General features: G+C 73.3%; 17 protein-coding genes and 1 pseudogene. 9 read left to right on the top strand and 9 right to left on the bottom strand.

Features of this window, described 5'->3' with window-relative positions:
- Nucleotides 1-69: 69 nt before the first annotated feature.
- Complete coding sequence (locus tag ACQ9ZG_RS21910) at nt 70-807, bottom strand: translation initiation factor IF-2 (RefSeq protein WP_109917583.1); 738 nt, start codon at nt 805-807, stop codon at nt 70-72.
- A gap of 177 nt (nt 808-984) precedes the next feature.
- Here ACQ9ZG_RS21910 and hutH point away from each other — a divergent pair, with 177 nt between their 5' ends.
- Complete coding sequence (hutH, locus tag ACQ9ZG_RS21915; RefSeq protein WP_499281129.1) at nt 985-2535, top strand: histidine ammonia-lyase; 1551 nt, start codon at nt 985-987, stop codon at nt 2533-2535.
- Nucleotides 2536-2657: 122 nt separating this feature from the next.
- Here the strand turns inward: hutH and ACQ9ZG_RS21920 are convergent, their stop codons facing one another.
- Complete coding sequence (locus ACQ9ZG_RS21920; RefSeq protein ID WP_084992637.1) at nt 2658-2945, bottom strand: hypothetical protein; 288 nt, start codon at nt 2943-2945, stop codon at nt 2658-2660.
- Nucleotides 2946-3098: 153 nt separating this feature from the next.
- Between ACQ9ZG_RS21920 and ACQ9ZG_RS21925 the strand changes: the two genes are divergently transcribed.
- The 3 genes from ACQ9ZG_RS21925 (at nt 3099) to ACQ9ZG_RS21935 (ending at nt 5607) form a co-directional block, all read left to right on the top strand.
- Nucleotides 3099-3494, top strand: coding sequence for a hypothetical protein (locus tag ACQ9ZG_RS21925; RefSeq protein WP_109917177.1), 396 nt, complete (start codon nt 3099-3101; stop codon nt 3492-3494).
- Between the two features lie 235 nt (nt 3495-3729).
- Nucleotides 3730-4998 carry a L,D-transpeptidase gene (locus ACQ9ZG_RS21930; RefSeq protein WP_109917176.1) on the top strand — a complete coding sequence of 423 codons (1269 nt, stop codon included), beginning with the start codon at nt 3730-3732 and terminating at the stop codon, nt 4996-4998.
- Between the two features lie 219 nt (nt 4999-5217).
- A complete protein-coding gene (locus ACQ9ZG_RS21935; RefSeq protein ID WP_109917175.1) occupies nt 5218-5607 on the top strand; it encodes a DUF1330 domain-containing protein in 390 nt (129 codons plus the stop codon).
- Between the two features lie 155 nt (nt 5608-5762).
- Here ACQ9ZG_RS21935 and ACQ9ZG_RS21940 read toward each other — a convergent pair.
- Nucleotides 5763-6326 (bottom strand): annotated as a pseudogene (locus tag ACQ9ZG_RS21940) (RDD family protein); the annotation flags it as partial.
- 182 nt (nt 6327-6508) lie between these two features.
- On the opposite strand from ACQ9ZG_RS21940, the gene ACQ9ZG_RS21945 reads away from it, so the two are divergent.
- The 4 genes from ACQ9ZG_RS21945 to ACQ9ZG_RS21960 all read left to right on the top strand — a co-directional run bounded on the left by ACQ9ZG_RS21945 (nt 6509) and on the right by ACQ9ZG_RS21960 (nt 9970).
- Nucleotides 6509-6862: a hypothetical protein gene (locus ACQ9ZG_RS21945; protein ID WP_028419591.1), complete on the top strand. Its 354-nt coding sequence runs from the start codon at nt 6509-6511 to the stop codon at nt 6860-6862.
- Between the two features lie 234 nt (nt 6863-7096).
- On the top strand, nt 7097-8485 hold the full coding sequence (gdhA, locus tag ACQ9ZG_RS21950) for an NADP-specific glutamate dehydrogenase (RefSeq protein WP_109917399.1): 1389 nt from the start codon (nt 7097-7099) through the stop codon (nt 8483-8485).
- 259 nt (nt 8486-8744) lie between these two features.
- Nucleotides 8745-9170, top strand: a complete 426-nt coding sequence (locus ACQ9ZG_RS21955; protein WP_499281132.1) for a helix-turn-helix domain-containing protein — start codon at nt 8745-8747, stop codon at nt 9168-9170.
- Between the two features lie 38 nt (nt 9171-9208).
- Nucleotides 9209-9970 (top strand): isocitrate lyase/PEP mutase family protein, encoded by a 762-nt coding sequence (locus tag ACQ9ZG_RS21960; protein WP_028419593.1) that lies wholly within the window; start codon nt 9209-9211, stop codon nt 9968-9970.
- Between the two features lie 56 nt (nt 9971-10026).
- On the opposite strand, the gene ACQ9ZG_RS21965 is transcribed toward ACQ9ZG_RS21960, so the two are convergent.
- The 3 genes from ACQ9ZG_RS21965 to ACQ9ZG_RS21975 all read right to left on the bottom strand — a co-directional run bounded on the left by ACQ9ZG_RS21965 (nt 10027) and on the right by ACQ9ZG_RS21975 (nt 12598).
- Nucleotides 10027-10461, bottom strand: a complete 435-nt coding sequence (locus ACQ9ZG_RS21965; RefSeq protein WP_109917696.1) for a VOC family protein — start codon at nt 10459-10461, stop codon at nt 10027-10029.
- Nucleotides 10462-10630: 169 nt separating this feature from the next.
- Complete coding sequence (gene msrA, locus ACQ9ZG_RS21970; RefSeq protein WP_028419595.1) at nt 10631-11296, bottom strand: peptide-methionine (S)-S-oxide reductase MsrA; 666 nt, start codon at nt 11294-11296, stop codon at nt 10631-10633.
- A 198-nt stretch (nt 11297-11494) separates the two neighbouring features.
- Nucleotides 11495-12598, bottom strand: coding sequence for a hypothetical protein (locus ACQ9ZG_RS21975; protein WP_109917541.1), 1104 nt, complete (start codon nt 12596-12598; stop codon nt 11495-11497).
- Between the two features lie 66 nt (nt 12599-12664).
- Between ACQ9ZG_RS21975 and ACQ9ZG_RS21980 the strand changes: the two genes are divergently transcribed.
- On the top strand, nt 12665-13810 hold the full coding sequence (locus ACQ9ZG_RS21980) for a cystathionine gamma-synthase (protein ID WP_028419597.1): 1146 nt from the start codon (nt 12665-12667) through the stop codon (nt 13808-13810).
- A 72-nt stretch (nt 13811-13882) separates the two neighbouring features.
- Here the strand turns inward: ACQ9ZG_RS21980 and ACQ9ZG_RS21985 are convergent, their stop codons facing one another.
- The 3 genes from ACQ9ZG_RS21985 to ACQ9ZG_RS21995 form a co-directional block, all read right to left on the bottom strand.
- Nucleotides 13883-14137, bottom strand: a complete 255-nt coding sequence (locus tag ACQ9ZG_RS21985) for a hypothetical protein (RefSeq protein ID WP_499281134.1) — start codon at nt 14135-14137, stop codon at nt 13883-13885.
- A gap of 40 nt (nt 14138-14177) precedes the next feature.
- Nucleotides 14178-14657, bottom strand: a complete 480-nt coding sequence (locus tag ACQ9ZG_RS21990; RefSeq protein ID WP_099221022.1) for a SigE family RNA polymerase sigma factor — start codon at nt 14655-14657, stop codon at nt 14178-14180.
- Nucleotides 14658-14721: 64 nt separating this feature from the next.
- Nucleotides 14722-16350 (bottom strand): fused response regulator/phosphatase, encoded by a 1629-nt coding sequence (locus ACQ9ZG_RS21995; RefSeq protein ID WP_109917336.1) that lies wholly within the window; start codon nt 16348-16350, stop codon nt 14722-14724.
- Nucleotides 16351-16352 lie beyond the last annotated feature (2 nt).

A 16352-nucleotide genomic window follows, 5' to 3' on the forward strand; every position in this document is an offset into this window, starting at 1 on the left:
TGTGCCGGGTGTCCTGGGGGCGCCGAGCGTCCCGGGCGTACCGGGCGGGCCCTGCGGTGCGGTGCCGGCTCAGTGCGGCGGCGCCGACGGCTCCAGGGCGTTGCCGATGCTGCAGCCGCCTTCTCCGGGCATCCGCTGGATCCGGGACGGCACCCACACCTCGGTGGTGCCGGGGCGCACATGGGCGACCAGGCAGTCCTGCGGGTCGTAGCCGTTGCCCTTCAGGGACATGAGGATGCCGACCCGGCCGCCGTCCGCCTTCACCTCGGTACGTATCGCCCGATCCATGTCCAGGGTGGCGAGCGTGCGGCGTATCCCGGCCTCGTCCACCTGGCCTCCCTCCGGCACCCGGGGGAGTTTCGCGCGGAGTTCCTCGTACGGCAGCCGGGGCGGTTCGGGTGGTGGGGCGAAGGTCAGCGGGGGGCTGTCCGGGCAGGTCGTGGCCCGAGGCTCCTCGCCCCACTCCGACCTGGGGGAGACCCGCAGAGAGAAACAGCGCACCACGGTGACCGGCTCGTGGTCGCGCCGCTGCCCGTACGCCGAGCCGGAGGTGCGGACGACCAGGTCGATGCCGTCCCTGTCATGGGTCGAGGCGCCTTTCACCTGCATCACCGTCACTCCGTCGATCCCGGAGGCGGAGCGTCCGACCTCCTCCGCCGTCCGCGGGCGCTGGCCGTGGAGGCGCTCACCGGCCTTCCTGGCCACCTCCCGTGCGGCGTCCGCCGCCGCGCTCTCGGCCGACTGCGACAACAGTCCGCAGCCGACGGTGACCAGCAACAGGGGGGTGAGCGGCAGGAGTCGGCGCATGCGTACAGCCTTCCGGCGGAGCGCCGGGCGGGCAATCCGCTCACGTACTCAGACCGGACCGGGCGGTCGTCCGTTCCTCGTGGGCCGACCGCGAGAGGGGCGGCCGGGCGGGCCGGTAAGGGGCCCTGTGCCCCACCACTAGTGACATGCAGGGTTTCAATCCGTACGCTGCTGAATATGGATATGCACACTGTCGTGGTGGGGACGTCCGGAACCACCGCCGATGACGTCGTCGCCGTGGCCCGCCACGGCGCCCGGGTGGAGCTCTCCACCGCCGCCGTGGACGCGCTGGCCGCCTCCCGCCTCATCGTGGACGCGCTCGCCGCGAAGCCCGAGCCCGTCTACGGCGTCTCCACCGGCTTCGGCGCCCTCGCCAGCCGCCACATCAGCACCGAGCTGCGGGCCCAGCTCCAGCGGAACATCGTCCGCTCGCACGCGGCGGGCATGGGCCCCCGTGTGGAGCGCGAGGTCGTGCGCGCCCTGATGTTCCTCCGGCTCAAGACGGTCGCCTCCGGCCACACCGGCGTACGCCCCGAGGTCGCGCAGACCATGGCGGACGTGCTCAACGCGGGCATCACGCCCGTCGTCCACGAGTACGGCTCGCTCGGCTGCTCCGGAGACCTCGCGCCCCTCTCGCACTGCGCGCTCACCCTGATGGGCGAGGGCGATGCGGAGGGCCCCGACGGCACGGTCCGCCCGGCCGGTGAACTGCTCGCCGCGCACGGCATCACCCCGGTGGAGCTGCGCGAGAAGGAGGGGCTGGCCCTCCTCAACGGCACCGACGGGATGCTCGGCATGCTCGTCATGGCCCTCGCCGACCTCCGTTCCCTCTACACCTCCGCCGACATCACCGCCGCGCTCTCCCTGGAGGCGCTGCTCGGCACGGAGAAGGTCCTCGCCCCCGAGCTGCACGCCATCCGCCCGCACCCCGGTCAGGGCGCCAGCGCGGACAACATGCTCCGGGTGCTGGCCGGTTCCGGGCTGACGGGCCATCACCAGGACGACGCGCCCCGGGTCCAGGACGCCTACTCCGTCCGCTGCGCCCCCCAGGTCAACGGCGCCGGCCGCGACACGCTGGACTACGCGGCGGTGGTCGCCGGCCGCGAGCTGGCCTCGTCCGTGGACAACCCGGTGGTGCTGCCCGACGGCCGGGTGGAGTCCAACGGCAACTTCCACGGCGCGCCCGTCGCGTACGTCCTGGACTTCCTCGCGATCGTCGCCGCCGACCTCGGCTCGATCTGCGAGCGCCGCACCGACCGGCTCCTCGACAAGCACCGCTCGCACGGGCTGCCGCCGTTCCTCGCGGACGACGCCGGGGTCGACTCCGGTCTGATGATCGCCCAGTACACCCAGGCCGCCCTGGTCAGCGAGATGAAGCGGCTCGCGGTCCCCGCCTCCGCCGACTCCATCCCGTCCTCCGCGATGCAGGAGGACCACGTCTCCATGGGCTGGTCGGCCGCGCGCAAGCTCCGTACCGCCGTGGACAACCTGACCCGGATCGTCGCCGTCGAGCTGTACGCGGCGACCCGTGCCGTCGAACTGCGCGCCGCCGAGGGGCTCGTCCCCGCCCCGGCCTCGCAGGCCGCCGTGGCCGCGCTGCGGGCCGCGGGCGCCGAGGGTCCCGGCCCGGACCGCTTCCTGGCGCCGGACCTGGCCGCCGCGGACACGTTCGTACGGGAAGGGCGCCTGGTGGCGGCGGTGGAGCCGGTCACGGGGCCGCTGGCCTGAGGGCCGTCCGCCCGGGCAGGGCCGCGTGACGCCCGTTCCGTGCGCGGAACGCCGGAGGGCTGCCGCACCGGGGGGTGCGGCAGCCCTCCTCCCGTGTCCGCGTCACGTGGACGCGTACGGGTTCAGACCACCGGACGCGTACCGCCGCGGCGGACCGAGTAGGCGACGAAACCCGCCCCGATGCCGAGCAGCGCCGTACCGCCGATCAGATACGGGGTGGTGTCGACGCCCGGGCCGGTCTCCGCGAGCTGCGGGCCCGCGGTGGTGTCCTCGGCAGCCGGAGCGGCGTCCTGGGCGGCCGGCCGGGCGCCGGCCTCGACGGTCGCGTTGGCCGACGGGACGAACCAGAGCGCGGCCAGCAGCGTTCCCGAGGCGGTGGCGGTCAGGAGTGTGCGACGAGTGACGGACACAGTTTCGATCCCCTTGCGACAACCATGAGTTAGCCCCGTGGGCCGATGCTAAGCAAAGCAGCGGGTCGGAGGAAAGTCGCCGCCTGTACGGGCCCTACGCTCCGGATCATGACCACAGAAGAGAGATCCGGATTTGTTCGCGTTCGCGTCGAGATGGTGGTGGAGATCACCGATCTCGACGCCCTCACCGGCACGGCCCTGGAATCCATCGCCGCCGAATACGGGGAACCCGTAGCGGGTATCTCCGGGAGCGACAGCGCCGAGGAGCGGATGCATGCCGAGGCCACGGTCCGGGCAGACGGAGCGGAGGCCCTCGCTTCGCTCATCGACCCGTTCGACCTGGTCGGCGAGGTGCCCGGGGTCGAGCTGGCACAGGCTTCGTGGAGCAGCGAGAGCGTCGAGTACGACCCCGACGCGGAGGACTGGGACGACGACGAGGACGGTCCGTTCCCGACCGGGACCGGGGACGACGAGGAGGGGTACGGCGACACGGTCGCGCACAATGGGAGGAACGACGGCGAGGACGGTGACCGCGCGCAGCGGGACTGACGTGTGAGGACACCGGCCCCGGCCCCGCTCACCGCGGACCGGGGCCGCGCTGTGCGGCGGTTGCGTACCGGGGCCGGGAGGCGGGAACCACCGCCGCCGCGGCCGCGTCGATGAGTGGTGTTCCCCACATCCCGGGTGGATGCGGAACGGAGTGTCCGTTCCAGGTGTTCTTCGGACACTGACGGGGAATCGCCGCCTGGCAGCCCCGTCCGGGGATCTTGGGGATTCGGCAACGATGGAGAAGCGTGTGATGACGGACAGCAAGCGGCGCAGGGGCCTCGCGGCCGTGTCCGCACTGCTCGGCGGCGTGCTGGTGCTTTCGGCCTGTACCGACGACGGCGGAGACAAGAAGACGGGTGCCGGCAGCTCGGACTCGTCGCAGGCCCAGGAGGTCGACAAGGCCGCGGCCGAGGACGCCTCCGAGGCCCAGATAGCCATCGAGCCGAAGAACGGCACCGGCGACGCCAGCATCAACAACGCGGCGCGGATCTCCGTCACCAAGGGCAAGCTGACCGAGGTCACCATGACCACGGCGGACGGCAAGCCGGTCGAGGGCACGCTGGCGGCCGACGGCTCCAGCTGGAAGCCCGCGGGACCGCTGCAGCGCTCCACCACGTACAAGATCAACGCGACGGCCGAGGACGCGAAGGGCCGCCAGGCCCACGAGAACAGCTCCTTCACCACCGTCTCGCCCGACAACAGCTTCATCGGGAACTTCACCCCCGAGGACGGCTCCACGGTCGGCGTCGGGATGCCCGTCTCGATCAACTTCAACAAGCCGATCACGGACCGCAAGGCCGTCCAGGCCGGCATCACCGTGACCTCCAGCAGCGGCCAGGAGGTCGTCGGGCACTGGTTCAACAGCCAGCGCCTGGACCTGCGCCCGGAGAGCTACTGGCAGGGCGGCTCCACCATCACCCTGAAGCTGGCGCTGGACGGCGTCGAGGGCGCCGACGGCGTGTACGGCGTGCAGCAGAAGACGGTCACGTTCAAGGTCGGCCGCAACCAGGTCTCCACCGTCGACGCCAAGTCCAAGATGATGACGGTCACCCGCGACGGCAAGACGATCAAGACCATCCCGATCTCCGCCGGCTCGCCCGAGACCCCCACGTACAACGGTCAGATGGTGATCTCCGAGAAGTACAAGGAGACCCGGATGAACGGCGCCACCGTCGGCTTCACCGACGACGACGGCAAGGGCGAGTACGACATCAAGGACGTGCCGCACGCGATGCGCCTGTCCACCTCGGGCACCTTCATCCACGGCAACTACTGGGGCAAGGGCATCTTCGGCACCGCCAACACCAGCCACGGCTGCGTGGGCCTCGCCGACGTGAAGGGCGCGAACGACCCCAACGCGCCGGGCGCCTGGTTCTACGACAACTCGCTCATCGGCGACGTGGTCATCGTGAAGAACTCCCCGGACAAGACCATCAAGCCGGACAACGGCCTCAACGGCTGGAACATGGACTGGGCCCAGTGGAAGGCCGGCTCCGCCGCCTGACCCCCGCTCCATCCCGTCCCCTCGTGAAGGCGGCGGCCCCCGGACACTCTCCGGGGGCCGCCGCCTTCGGCGTGTGAGGGCGCCCGTGCCTCCCGGGCCCCGCGGGTGCATGACCTCGGAGGTCATCGACGCCGTCCGTCCCGCACGGCAGCATCGGAAGCGTCACGGGGCCACCCCGTCACCGCCCGCCCCACGCCCTCCACCCCGAAGGACCGTGCCATGACCGCGTACGCCATCGCCCACCTGCGTCCCGCCGACGGCCCCGTCCACGACGAGGTGCTGAGCTACATCGAGCGCATCCAGGCCACCATGGAGCCCTACGGAGGCCGCTTCCTGGTCCACGGGGCCGAGGTCGAGGTGGTGGAGGGGGAGTGGCCGGGCGCGCTGGTCCTGGTGGCCTTCCCCGGCGTCGAGGAGATCCGCGCCTGGTACGCCTCCCCGGCCTACCAGGAGATCCTGCCCCTGCGCACCCGGCACTTCGACGGTGACGTGGTGATCGTCCCGGGCGTCGGCCCGGAGTACGACGCCCCGGCCACGGCGGCGGCGATGCGGGCGGCCCGGGACCGGTCGGAGGCCGTGGGCCGGGAAGAGGCTGGGAAAGGGGTCTGAGGGGCCCTGAGAGCCCTGAGGGGGCTTGAGGGGGGCCTGAGGGGGCCTGAGGGGGCTTGAGGGGGACCCTGAGGGGGCCTGGAGGGGCCTCAGCCGGTGTGGTGCCACGGCACCCGGGGCGCCGGGCCGCCGGCCGCGTCGGGCCGGACATGGCGGCCCCGGCGCCGCGCCACCGCCTCCCGGTAGGAGCGCAGATCGCCACGGTGCACCTGGCGCACGCCCGCCAGGTCCGTGTGCGGGGCGGCGGCCCGGGGGCAGCCGCCCAGGCGCTCGCGGGGCGGGGGTCCGTCGGCGGCCCGGCGGAGGTGGTGCCAGGGCTGGAGCGGCAGCCAGAACAGCCCGTAGAGCCAGCGCAGCACCAGGCGGCGGAACCCCGGGCGCCCCGCGTCCGGCAGCCGGATCACCCGTACGCCCATGATCAGCTTTCCGGCGCTCGCCCGTACGGCCATCGTGAGCAGCACCTGGTTGGCGAAGGACAGCGCGGTCAGCTGGGCGACGAGCGCCACCGCCGTCCGCCCCATCCCCGCGTCCGCCGCCCTCAGGCACGAGTGCAGCAGCAGCCCGACGACCAGAAGACAGAGATAGCAGTCGAGCCCGACCGCCAGATAGCGGCGGGTCTCGCCCGTGCCCCGGGGGATACGGGGCGGCCGCCCGGGGGTGCCGTACGGGTCGGGGCGCGGGGGTGCGGGAGGTGCGGCGATGCGGCCGGTTCCGTACAACAACCTTGGCTGATAAGGAGGTTGCGCTCTCCGACGCCCCCGCGGCTTCGTCATGGGGAGCATCATGACTGATCGTCAGTCGGGGTGTCGTGGTTCCTGGCCGGTAACTCCCCCGCTCCTGCCGATTTCACCAATCCCTTACCTTGGCGGGGAACAGTTGCGCGAGTGGTACGGGGGCGGCGATGGGGTTCGAGGGCACCATATGGAGGTTGCGGCGCGGGGCGGATCTGGTCGGGGAGATCGCCGTCGACGAGGCCGACTTCCCCTGGCTGCACGGCCGGTTCGTCCCCGGCCCGGCCTTCGGCCCCGCCGTGCGTCAACTCTTCGACCGCGAACTGGCTCTCCTGGAACGGCTGGACGAGGACGAGAGCGACGAGAGCGCGGAGGCGTGGGAGCGGGTCTGCGACGAGGTGAACCGCACGCTCGCGCTGGCCGGCCCGGAGGGGGCCGTGGTGGCGGAGTTCCTGCTGCACATCCAGGGGGACCGGGCCTGGTTCCGGTGGAGCGACACCCCGTTCTCGGAGGAAGGGCTGTGAGGGGCGCCGCCCCCGCGGCGGGCGGCGCCACGCCGGGAGAGCGTGCGGGACGGCCACTATGTGGATGGCGGTTCAAGATCATCGGGTGACGCGGGACAATCGGGGCGTACGACGGTCCCACCCACCGCCCGCCAGGGCAGCCGGGCGGACCGGAGGTGCCCCTCCGGGACGGGGGCGCCCCTCCGGTGCGGGGGTGCCGACGCGCACGAGCCGACCACGGAAGGTCTTGATCAGATGCCGGTCATCCCCGACGCCACCGACTCCGCCCGCTCGCACGATGCCGCGGACCGTGTCATCGAGCCGCTCTACGCCGAGATCCTGCGGCGCAACCAGGGCGAGAAGGAGTTCCACCAGGCGGTCCGCGAGGTCCTGGAGACACTCGGACCCGTGCTGACCCAGCGCCCCGAGTTCGTGGACGCCCGGATCATCGAGCGGATATGCGAGCCCGAGCGCCAGCTGATCTTCCGGGTGCCGTGGGCCGACGACTCCGGCGACATCCACGTGAACCGGGGCTTCCGGGTCGAGTTCTCCAGCTCGCTCGGCCCGTACAAGGGCGGCCTGCGCTTCCACCCCTCCGTCAACCTCGGCATCGTGAAGTTCCTCGGCTTCGAGCAGATCTTCAAGAACGCCCTCACCGGCATGCCCATCGGCGGCGGCAAGGGCGGCGCGGACTTCGACCCCAAGGGCCGCTCGGACGCCGAGATCATGCGGTTCTGCCAGTCCTTCATGACCGAGCTCCACCGCCACCTGGGCGAGTACACCGACGTGCCCGCCGGTGACATCGGCGTCGGCGGCCGGGAGATCGGCTACCTCTTCGGCCAGTACAAGCGGATCACCAACCGGTACGAGTCCGGTGTCCTCACCGGCAAGGGCCTCGGCTGGGGCGGCGCCCAGGCCCGCACGGAGGCCACCGGCTACGGCACGGTCCTGTTCACCGCCGAGATGCTGCGCAGCCGGGGCGAGTCGCTGGAGGGCCAGACCGTGGCCGTCTCCGGCTCCGGCAACGTGGCCATCTACGCCATCGAGAAGGCCCAGCAGCTCGGCGCGACCGTCATCACCTGCTCGGACTCCGGCGGCTACGTCGTCGACGAGAAGGGCATCGACCTCGCCCTCCTCAAGGAGGTCAAGGAGGCGGGCCGGGGCCGGGTCTCCGAGTACGCCGAACGCCGCGGCGCCCACGCCCGGTTCGTCGCCGGTACGGGGGTGTGGTCGGTCCCCGTGGACGTGGCCCTGCCCTGCGCCACCCAGAACGAACTGCACGAGGCCGACGCCCTGGACCTCGTACGCAACGGGGTCAAGGCGGTCGCGGAGGGCGCCAACATGCCCACCACGCCGGAGGCGGTCCAGGTCCTCCAGGGCGCGGGCGTCGCCTTCGCCCCCGGAAAGGCGGCCAACGCGGGCGGGGTCGCCACGAGCGCCCTGGAGATGCAGCAGAACGCCTCCCGGGACTCCTGGACCTTCGCGCACACGGAGGAGCGCCTCGCGGAGATCATGCGTCACATCCACGACTCCTGCTACACGACCGCCGAGCGGTACGGCAGCCCCGGCAACTACGTGGTGGGCGCGAACATCGCGGGCTTCGAGCTGGTCGCGGACGCGATGCTGGCGCAGGGGCTGATCTGAGCGTACGCAGCGCACGTACGGGGACCTGACCGCGCGTACGTACGGAGACCTGACCGCGCGTACGGTCGGATCTCCGTACGCGCAGGGGGCGTCGGCCCGGCACGATCCCTGCCGGGCCGACGCCCCTCTCCCGTTCGTCCCCCGCTCGCCCGCCCCCGCCCCGGCCCCGCCCGTCAACGCCCCTTCGCCCTCGGCAGATCCGCCCGGAGCGCAACGCCCGCACCGTGCCCACCCGGAGGCCGGCTCCTAGGCTGGAGCGATGACCATCCGAGAGACGAACCGGGCCGGTGTCATCCCGCTGCGCCCGCTCCCGGCCCCGCCGGGCCCCGCCCCCTCCCGGGAGCCGCTCTGGCGCGACCTCGTCGGCGAGGTGCTGCGGCGGGAACGACGCTCCCAGGGCCGGACGTTGAAGGACGTCGCCGCCGTCGCGCGGATCTCGACGCCCTACCTCTCCGAGGTGGAGCGCGGCCGCAAGGAGGCCTCGTCGGAGGTGCTGGCCGCCGCAGCCCAGGCCCTGGGCCTGACCCTGGCCGACCTCCTGGCCCTGGCCGGGGGCGAGCTGGTCAGACTCTCCGCCGCCTGCCCCCGGAGCACCGGCCGCCACAGCCACCCGGGCCGCGCGGGCCGCCCGGCGGGCCCCGGGACGGGGGCGGGGGCGACGGGCACCGTACGGCTGGCGGCCTGAGCGGGTGTCAGGGCCGATCCGGAGGTACCGTCCTCGGCATGGACTCTCGCACCACAGTTGAGCGCGCTCAGCGCTTCCGGCACCTGCACGCCGACCACCAGCCGCTCGTGCTCCCGACCGTCTGGGACGCCTGGTCCGCCCGGACGGCCGCCGCCGCCGGGTTCCCCGCGCTGACGGTCGGCAGCCACCCGCTCGCCGACTCCCGGGGAGCGGAGGACAAGGAGGGACAGACCTTCGAGGAGGTGCTCGCCGCCGTCAGGCCGATCATCGCGGCGGTCGACATCCCGGTCTCCGTGGACCTGGAGGCCGGGTACGGGCAGCGGCCCGCGGACCTCGTCGCCGGACTCGTCGAGATCGGCGGCGTCGGCCTCAACCTCGAGGACACCGTCCACTCGGAGGGCGGACGGGTACGCACCACGCAGGAGCACGCGACCTTCATCGCGGACCTGCGCGCGGCGGCCGACGCCGCGGGCGTTCCGCTCTGGATCAACGGACGCACGGACCTCTTCATCTACGCGGAGGACCCCGCCGACGTCCTCGACGAGGCGATCGAACGGCTGCGGGCCATGGAGCAGGCCGGCGCGGACAGCGTCTATCCCGTGAAGATCCAGGACAACGACGAACTGCTCACGGCGGTGACGGCCGCGGTCTCCGTTCCCGTGAACTCCACGGCCCACCCCGTCAACCACGACCTCGAACGCTTCCGCCGCCTCGGCGTCGGCCGGGTCACGTACGGCCCGCTGCTGCAACTCGCCCTGACGGACGCGATGAAGGACATGCTCGGCCCCTGGGCGCCGTAACGCGGGACCCGCCGTCGGCCGCGGGGCTCCGGGCCCAGCGGCCGACGGCCCACACCTCAGTCGAGGCAGAATTCATTGCCCTCGATGTCCTGCATGACGATGCAGGACTCGTTCTCCTCGTCGGCGACCAGCACCTGCTGGCACACCGCGCCCAGCGCCACCAGCCGGTCGCGCTCGGCCTCCAGCGTGGCGAGCCGCTCGGCACCCACGAGCCCGGTCCCGGCCCGTACGTCGAGGTGCACCCGGTTCTTGGCGGTCTTGCCCTCCGGCACGCGCTGGAAGAACAGCCGCGGCCCCACCCCCGACGGGTCGGTGCAGGCGAACCACGCGTCCCGCTTCTCCGGCGGCAGCGAGCCGTTGTACGCGTCCCACGTCCCGAACCCCTCCGGCGGCTCCGGGGGGACGTACCCCAGCACCTCGCACCAGAAGCGGGCCAGGCGCTCGGGCTCGGCGCAGTCGAAGGTGACCTGGATCTTCCTCAGCTTTGCCATCCGGGCAGCCTAGGGGCGCCCACCGCCCCCGTCATCCGGATTTCTCCTCCGGCGGGGGCTCCGGGGTGCCGGGCCCCGGGAGTCCGACGGGCGGGCCGTCAGCCCTCCATGGGTGCCGGTGCGAGGCCCGCCGGGCAGGACGCGCCCCCGTGCGTCTCGGACGGGCCGCTCAGCCCTCGGCCGGCGCCACCCCGATCGGGCAGGACACGCCCGTACCGCCGATCCCGCAGTAGCCGCCCGGGTTCTTGTCCAGGTACTGCTGGTGGTACGCCTCCGCGGGCCAGAACGGGCGGCCCTCCGCCGGGAGGATCTCCGTGGTGATCTCCTTGTGGCCGGACGCCGTCAGGACCTTCTGGTACGCCGCACGGGAGGCGTCGGCCGCAGCCGCCTGGGCGGGGGAGTGGGTGTAGACCGCGGAGCGGTACTGGGTGCCCACGTCGTTGCCCTGGCGGAAGCCCTGGGTGGGGTTGTGGGACTCCCAGAACAGCTTCAGCAGCTCCTCGTACGAGACGACCGCCGGGTCGAAGACGACGCGGACCGCCTCCGTGTGGCCGGTCAGACCCGAGCAGGCCTCCTCGTACGTCGGGTTCTCCGTGTACCCGCCCTGGTAGCCGACCAGCGTCGTCCAGACGCCCTCCGTCTGCCAGAACTTCCGCTCCGCGCCCCAGAAGCACCCGAGCGCGAAGTCCGCCACCTCCAGGCCCTCCGGGTACGGGCCCACCAGCGGGTTGCCGAGGACCGTGTGGCGGGAGGGGACGGTGAATTCGGGGACGGGGCGGCCGCGCAGGGCCTGCTCCGGGGTGGGGAGCTGGGGGGTGCGGCTGTTCAGGAACATGCGGGGCTCCTCCGGGGTCGGTCGGGTTCGTTCCGTACAACAAAGGGGTCCCCGTCCGGATTCCGGGCGGGGACCCCGGGCGGAGTGCGGCTCAGGGGCCGCGCAGCCCCGGGTCCCGGGCGGGGGCCGCCGCGCAGCCCCGGGTCCCGGGCGGGGGCCGCCGTGCAGCCCCGGGTCCCGGGCGGGGGCCGCGACGCCTCAGTGCGGCAGCGTCGCCGGGGAGCCGCCGTTGGCCTCGTACCCCGCCACCGCCAGCGCCCGGTAGACCGTGTACTGCGCGGCCGGGTCCGCCTCCGCCGTCCAGGGCAGCGCGCCCACGTGGCCGTCGATGCGGATCAGCTGGTGCATCGCCTCCGACCAGCGCTCCATGTGGACCAGGAAGAGGACCAGCAGGTGGCGGACGTGGGCGAGCATCGGGTCGTCGGGGCGGGCCGAGTGGACCGCGTACATCGCGCCCTCCACCGCCTTCGTCACCACCTGGCTGCGGTAGAAGCCCTGCACCAGGTTGACCTCCGGCAGGTGCTCGTACACCGCGAACAGCGGCAGCGCGGCCAGCAGCGAACCCTGCGGGGCGCGGGCGGCGGCGGCCGTGGCGAAGGCGTCGGCGTCCTTGCGGGAGCCGTGCCACCTCTCGCTGTGGAAGTGCAGCGCCGCGATGTGCGCGCCCAGGTGCGCCGGGGCCCGGTCGATGATCCTCGCCCAGAGCTGGTCGAACTGCTCGGGGGTGTAGCCGAGGCCCCGGGCCACCGCCAGCTCCACGATGTACGGAACCGGGTCGCCGGGCGCCAGCAGGGCCGCCGTGGCGCAGACCGTACGGGCCTCCTCCAGGATGATCCGGAAGTCGTCGCTCCCCGCGGACGAGGAGCGCCACGCCTGCTGCACCAGGAACTCCGCGTGCACCGCCGCCCCGCCCGCGTCCTTCGGGGCCTCCGCCCGCCAGGCGCGCAGCCACGCCCCGCCCTTCCCCGGCTGCTGCGCCAGCTCCAGCGAGGCGGCGCCCGCGAAGGCCTGCACCCGCTGCCAGCGCACCTCGCCCTCCTTCGGCGTACCGGCGAGCAGCTGGGAGGCCGCCCGCCAGTCCTGGGTGGCCTGCACGACGTCGAGGACGTCCAGGAGATCCTGGTCCGGGCCCGGCATCCGGACGTCCAGCTCCTCCTGGCGTGCGAAGCCGTACGTGTCGGGGTCGGCCGCGTCGGGCGAGCCCGGTTCGACCTGGCGGATACCGCCCCGTCGGCGCATGACCCAGGGGCCGACGATCGCGGCGAGCATGCACATCGCGAGCAGGAACAACAGAATCTCCATGCACCCATTGTCCCCGGAGCGGCGAGTGGCCGGTAAGGCCCCTTGCGACGAACTACGCTCGGGGCCATGAGCGACCAGCACAGCTTCGAGACTCTCGCGATCCACGCGGGCAACACCGCCGACCCCCTCACCGGTGCCGTGGTTCCGCCCATCTACCAGGTGTCCACGTACAAGCAGGACGGTGTGGGCGGTCTGCGCGGCGGCTACGAGTACAGCCGCAGCGCCAACCCGACCCGTACCGCCCTGGAAGAGAACCTGGCGGCCCTGGAAGGCGGCCGCCGCGGGCTCGCCTTCGCCTCCGGCCTCGCCGCCGAGGACTGCCTCCTCCGTACGCTGCTGACCCCCGGTGACCACGTGGTCATCCCGAACGACGCCTACGGCGGCACCTTCCGGCTCTTCGCCAAGGTCGCCGCGCGCTGGGGCGTGGAGTTCTCGGTCGCGGACACCTCGGACGTGGCGGCGGTCCGGGCGGCCATCACCCCGCGCACCAAGGCGGTCTGGGTGGAGACCCCCTCCAACCCGCTGCTCGGCATCACCGACATCGCCGCCGTCGCCCAGGTCGCGCACGACGCCGGGGCCCGCCTCGTCGTCGACAACACCTTCGCCTCGCCCTACCTCCAGCAGCCGCTGGCGCTCGGCGCGGACGTCATCGTCCACTCCACCACCAAGTACATGGGCGGCCACTCCGACGTGGTCGGCGGCGCGCTCGTCGTCAGCGACCCGGAGCTGGCCGAGGAGCTGGCCTTCCACCAGAACGCCATGGGCGCGGTCTCCGGCCCCTTCGACGCCTGGCTCGTGCTGCGCGGCATCAAGACCCTGGCCGTCCGCATGGACCGCCACACGGAGAACGCCACCAAGGTCGCCGACCTGCTGACCCGCCACCCCAAGGTCTCCCAGGTCCTCTACCCGGGCCTGCCCGAGCACCCCGGCCACGACGTCGCCGCCAAGCAGATGAGGGCCTTCGGCGGCATGGTCTCCTTCCGCGTCGCGGGCGGCGAGGCGGCGGCGGTCGAGGTCTGCAACCGGGCCAAGCTGTTCACGCTGGGTGAGTCCCTCGGCGGTGTCGAGTCGCTGATCGAGCACCCCGGCCGGATGACGCACGCCTCCGTCGCGGGCTCCCTCCTGGAGGTCCCGGCCGACCTGGTCCGTATCTCCGTCGGCATCGAGAACGGCGACGACCTGGTGGCCGACCTCACGCAGGCCCTGGGCTGATCCGCGTACGCCGTCGCTGATCCCGTTCGGGGACAAGGGGCCCGCCGGCCGTCCGGCGGGCCCCTTGCGCGCTCACCACCCCTCCAGCGGAGGCGTCACCTCCGCCGGTTCCGGCAGCCACGGCTGTTCGACCCCGGCCCAGACGAGGAACGCGGCGAACCCCGTCCCCGCCAGCCACCACCCCGTACGCCGCAGCCCGCGCCGCAGCCGCAGCAACCGGGCCCCGCGCCGCGCGGCCCGCTCCGCCAGACCGGCCGGCACGGGCGGGTGCGGCCCCTCCAGCATCCGCCGGACCTCCTCCGCCTTCCGGTCCCGGCCCGCGGTCATGCCGTCGCCCCGGAGGCCGTCCGCCGGCCCGGACCCGCGTTCACGGCGCCGCCCCCGAGGCCGTCCGCCGGTTCCGCCCCGCCGACCTCAGCGTGGCGACCGACCGGTCGCAGACCACCCGTACCCGGTCCGCCGGCAGGCCCAGCAGCGCCGCCGTCCGCTCCTCGCCGACCTCCTCGTACAGCCGCAGCACCAGCACCAGCCGTTCCAGCGGCGCGAGATCGCCCAGTACGCCGCCGAGCGGGCGGCGGTGGCGCCAGGACTCGCGGGCGAAGCGGACCGCCAGCTCCTGGCGGGTGCGGTCGTACGGGTCCTCGCCGCGCAGCCGGTCCCACTCCGCGTACGTCCGGGCCAGCGCCGCGCAGAGCAGCCGCTCGGCCCGGGTCCCCGTGCCCGCCGGGGCGAGCGGTTCGGCGGTGAGCAGCGTCGCCGTGTGCAGCAGCCGGCCGCCCGCGCCCGCCACGAAGGCCTCGAACTCCTGGGCGCGGAGCCGGTCCCGGTGGGTCTGCCGCTCTCGCATGCACCTCATCCGAGCCCCGGGGCGGCCCGGGGTCAAGAGGTCGGACGGGGCGGGATCGCGTCCCTCAGCGCGCCGTGTCCCGCGGACCGTCCAGATGGAGGGCGAGCAGGGCGATGTCGTCCTCCTTGTTCTCGCCGAAGGAGTGCAGCAGGAAGTCGCAGAGGGCCTCCAGCTCCCCGGGGCCGGTGAGGGTGGATTCGCGGAACGCGGCCAGGCTGTCGTCCAGGTCCTGGGTGCGCACCTCCACCAGCCCGTCGGTGATCAGCAGGAGCCGCGACCCGGGCACGGTGGGATGGACGTGGGCCGGAGGATGCGGCAGTCCGAGACCCAGGAGCGGGCCGTGCTCCGGGAGGTAGCGCGCGGTTCCGTCCGGGCCCAGGAGCAGCGGGGGGATATGACCGGCGTTGGCGATGTGGATCCGGCCGCCGTCCGGCTCCACCAGGGCCAGAGCGAGCGTCACGGTGAGTCCGGGCCGGGTGTGGGCCAGAAACGCGTCGAGCCGCTCCAGTACGTGGTGCGGCGGATGCCCCTCCAGGGCGTAGGCGCGCAGGGCGTGCCGGATCTCCCCCATGACGGTCGCCGCGACCAGCGAGTGTCCGGCCACGTCCCCGATCGCCAGGAGCAGCCCGGCCGGAGTCTCCAGCGCCTCGTAGAAGTCCCCGCCGATCTCCGCGTGGTCGGAGGCCGGGCGGTAGCGCACCGCGAGTGAGACCCCCGGGACGGAGGGCAGCCGGTCGGGGAGGAAGGTGCGCTGGAGGGCGAGCGCCAGGGCGTGCTCCTCGTTGAAGGTGCGCAGGGCCTCCAGCGCCAGCGCGATGGCGCTCACCAACTGCCGGAGCAGTTCCCGCTCGTCGGTGGTGCGGGCGGCGTCGGCGGGCACGGCGACGCAGACCGGCGGGCGGTTGCGCTTGGTACGGGCGACCACGAGGAGGACGTCGCCCCGGATCGGGTCGAGCGGGAGCAGGGCCCTCCACCGGGCCCCCGGTATCCGTGCGACCTCGATGCCGGTGTCACCGCCGACGGCGGACGCGGCGAGCCGGTCCAGCAGTTCGGGGCCGGCCGGCAGGGAGAGGGGCGGGGCGTGGGGGCCGGGTGCGTGGCTGTGCACCGGCTGCCCCTGCGGGCTCAGCAGGACCGCGGTGGCGGGTGCGGACATCAGGGTGGCCGCACCTCCGGTGGCCGCCGTGGTGAACGAGGGGAAGCCGACGGCACGGTAGACGTCCAGGGTCGCCCGGTTCAGCGCGGCGAGCCGCAGCGTCAGCAGCTCGGCGCGGCGGCGGGCCCGTGCGTAGCGCAGTGCGGCCGTCACGGTGGCCAGGAACTCGTCCGGGTCGATGGGCTGGTCCAGATAGGCGTCCGCGCCCCGGCTCAGGCCCTCGGTGTGGTCCTCGGTGTTGACGGCCACGGCCGACACGTGGATGACCGGCAGATAGGCGGTGCGTGCGTCGGCCTTGATCCGCTCGCAGACCTCGAAGCCGCTCATGTCCGGGAGCTGCACGTCGACGACGGCCGCTTCGGGCAGCCGGCCCCGCGGGTCCGCGAGGAGGGCCAGGCCCTCGGTGCCGTCGGCCGCGCCGACGACCGTGTGTCCGGCGCGGGTCAGCCAGCTCGTGAGGATGTAGCGGTTGGTCTCGTCGTCGTCGATCACCAGGACGGTTCCTGGCGCACTGTCGACGCGGGCGGTGTCGGTCACGG

The organism is Streptomyces araujoniae (assembly GCF_050871195.1).
GTDB lineage: Bacteria > Actinomycetota > Actinomycetes > Streptomycetales > Streptomycetaceae > Streptomyces > Streptomyces bacillaris.

Excerpts from the sequence above, each read along its gene's own strand:
- ACQ9ZG_RS21910 (WP_109917583.1), bottom strand. The coding sequence starts at position 807 with ATGCGCCGACTCCTGCCGCTCACCCCCCTGTTGCTGGTCACCGTCGGC.
- hutH (WP_499281129.1), top strand. The coding sequence starts at position 985 with ATGGATATGCACACTGTCGTGGTGGGGACGTCCGGAACCACCGCCGAT.
- ACQ9ZG_RS21925 (WP_109917177.1), top strand. The coding sequence starts at position 3,099 with ATGGTGGTGGAGATCACCGATCTCGACGCCCTCACCGGCACGGCCCTG.
- ACQ9ZG_RS21930 (WP_109917176.1), top strand. The coding sequence starts at position 3,730 with ATGGAGAAGCGTGTGATGACGGACAGCAAGCGGCGCAGGGGCCTCGCG.
- ACQ9ZG_RS21935 (WP_109917175.1), top strand. The coding sequence starts at position 5,218 with ATGACCGCGTACGCCATCGCCCACCTGCGTCCCGCCGACGGCCCCGTC.
- ACQ9ZG_RS21945 (WP_028419591.1), top strand. The coding sequence starts at position 6,509 with ATGGGGTTCGAGGGCACCATATGGAGGTTGCGGCGCGGGGCGGATCTG.
- gdhA (WP_109917399.1), top strand. The coding sequence starts at position 7,097 with ATGCCGGTCATCCCCGACGCCACCGACTCCGCCCGCTCGCACGATGCC.
- ACQ9ZG_RS21955 (WP_499281132.1), top strand. The coding sequence starts at position 8,745 with ATGACCATCCGAGAGACGAACCGGGCCGGTGTCATCCCGCTGCGCCCG.
- ACQ9ZG_RS21960 (WP_028419593.1), top strand. The coding sequence starts at position 9,209 with ATGGACTCTCGCACCACAGTTGAGCGCGCTCAGCGCTTCCGGCACCTG.
- ACQ9ZG_RS21965 (WP_109917696.1), bottom strand. The coding sequence starts at position 10,461 with ATGGCAAAGCTGAGGAAGATCCAGGTCACCTTCGACTGCGCCGAGCCC.
- msrA (WP_028419595.1), bottom strand. The coding sequence starts at position 11,296 with ATGTTCCTGAACAGCCGCACCCCCCAGCTCCCCACCCCGGAGCAGGCC.
- ACQ9ZG_RS21975 (WP_109917541.1), bottom strand. The coding sequence starts at position 12,598 with ATGGAGATTCTGTTGTTCCTGCTCGCGATGTGCATGCTCGCCGCGATC.
- ACQ9ZG_RS21980 (WP_028419597.1), top strand. The coding sequence starts at position 12,665 with ATGAGCGACCAGCACAGCTTCGAGACTCTCGCGATCCACGCGGGCAAC.
- ACQ9ZG_RS21985 (WP_499281134.1), bottom strand. The coding sequence starts at position 14,137 with ATGACCGCGGGCCGGGACCGGAAGGCGGAGGAGGTCCGGCGGATGCTG.
- ACQ9ZG_RS21990 (WP_099221022.1), bottom strand. The coding sequence starts at position 14,657 with ATGCGAGAGCGGCAGACCCACCGGGACCGGCTCCGCGCCCAGGAGTTC.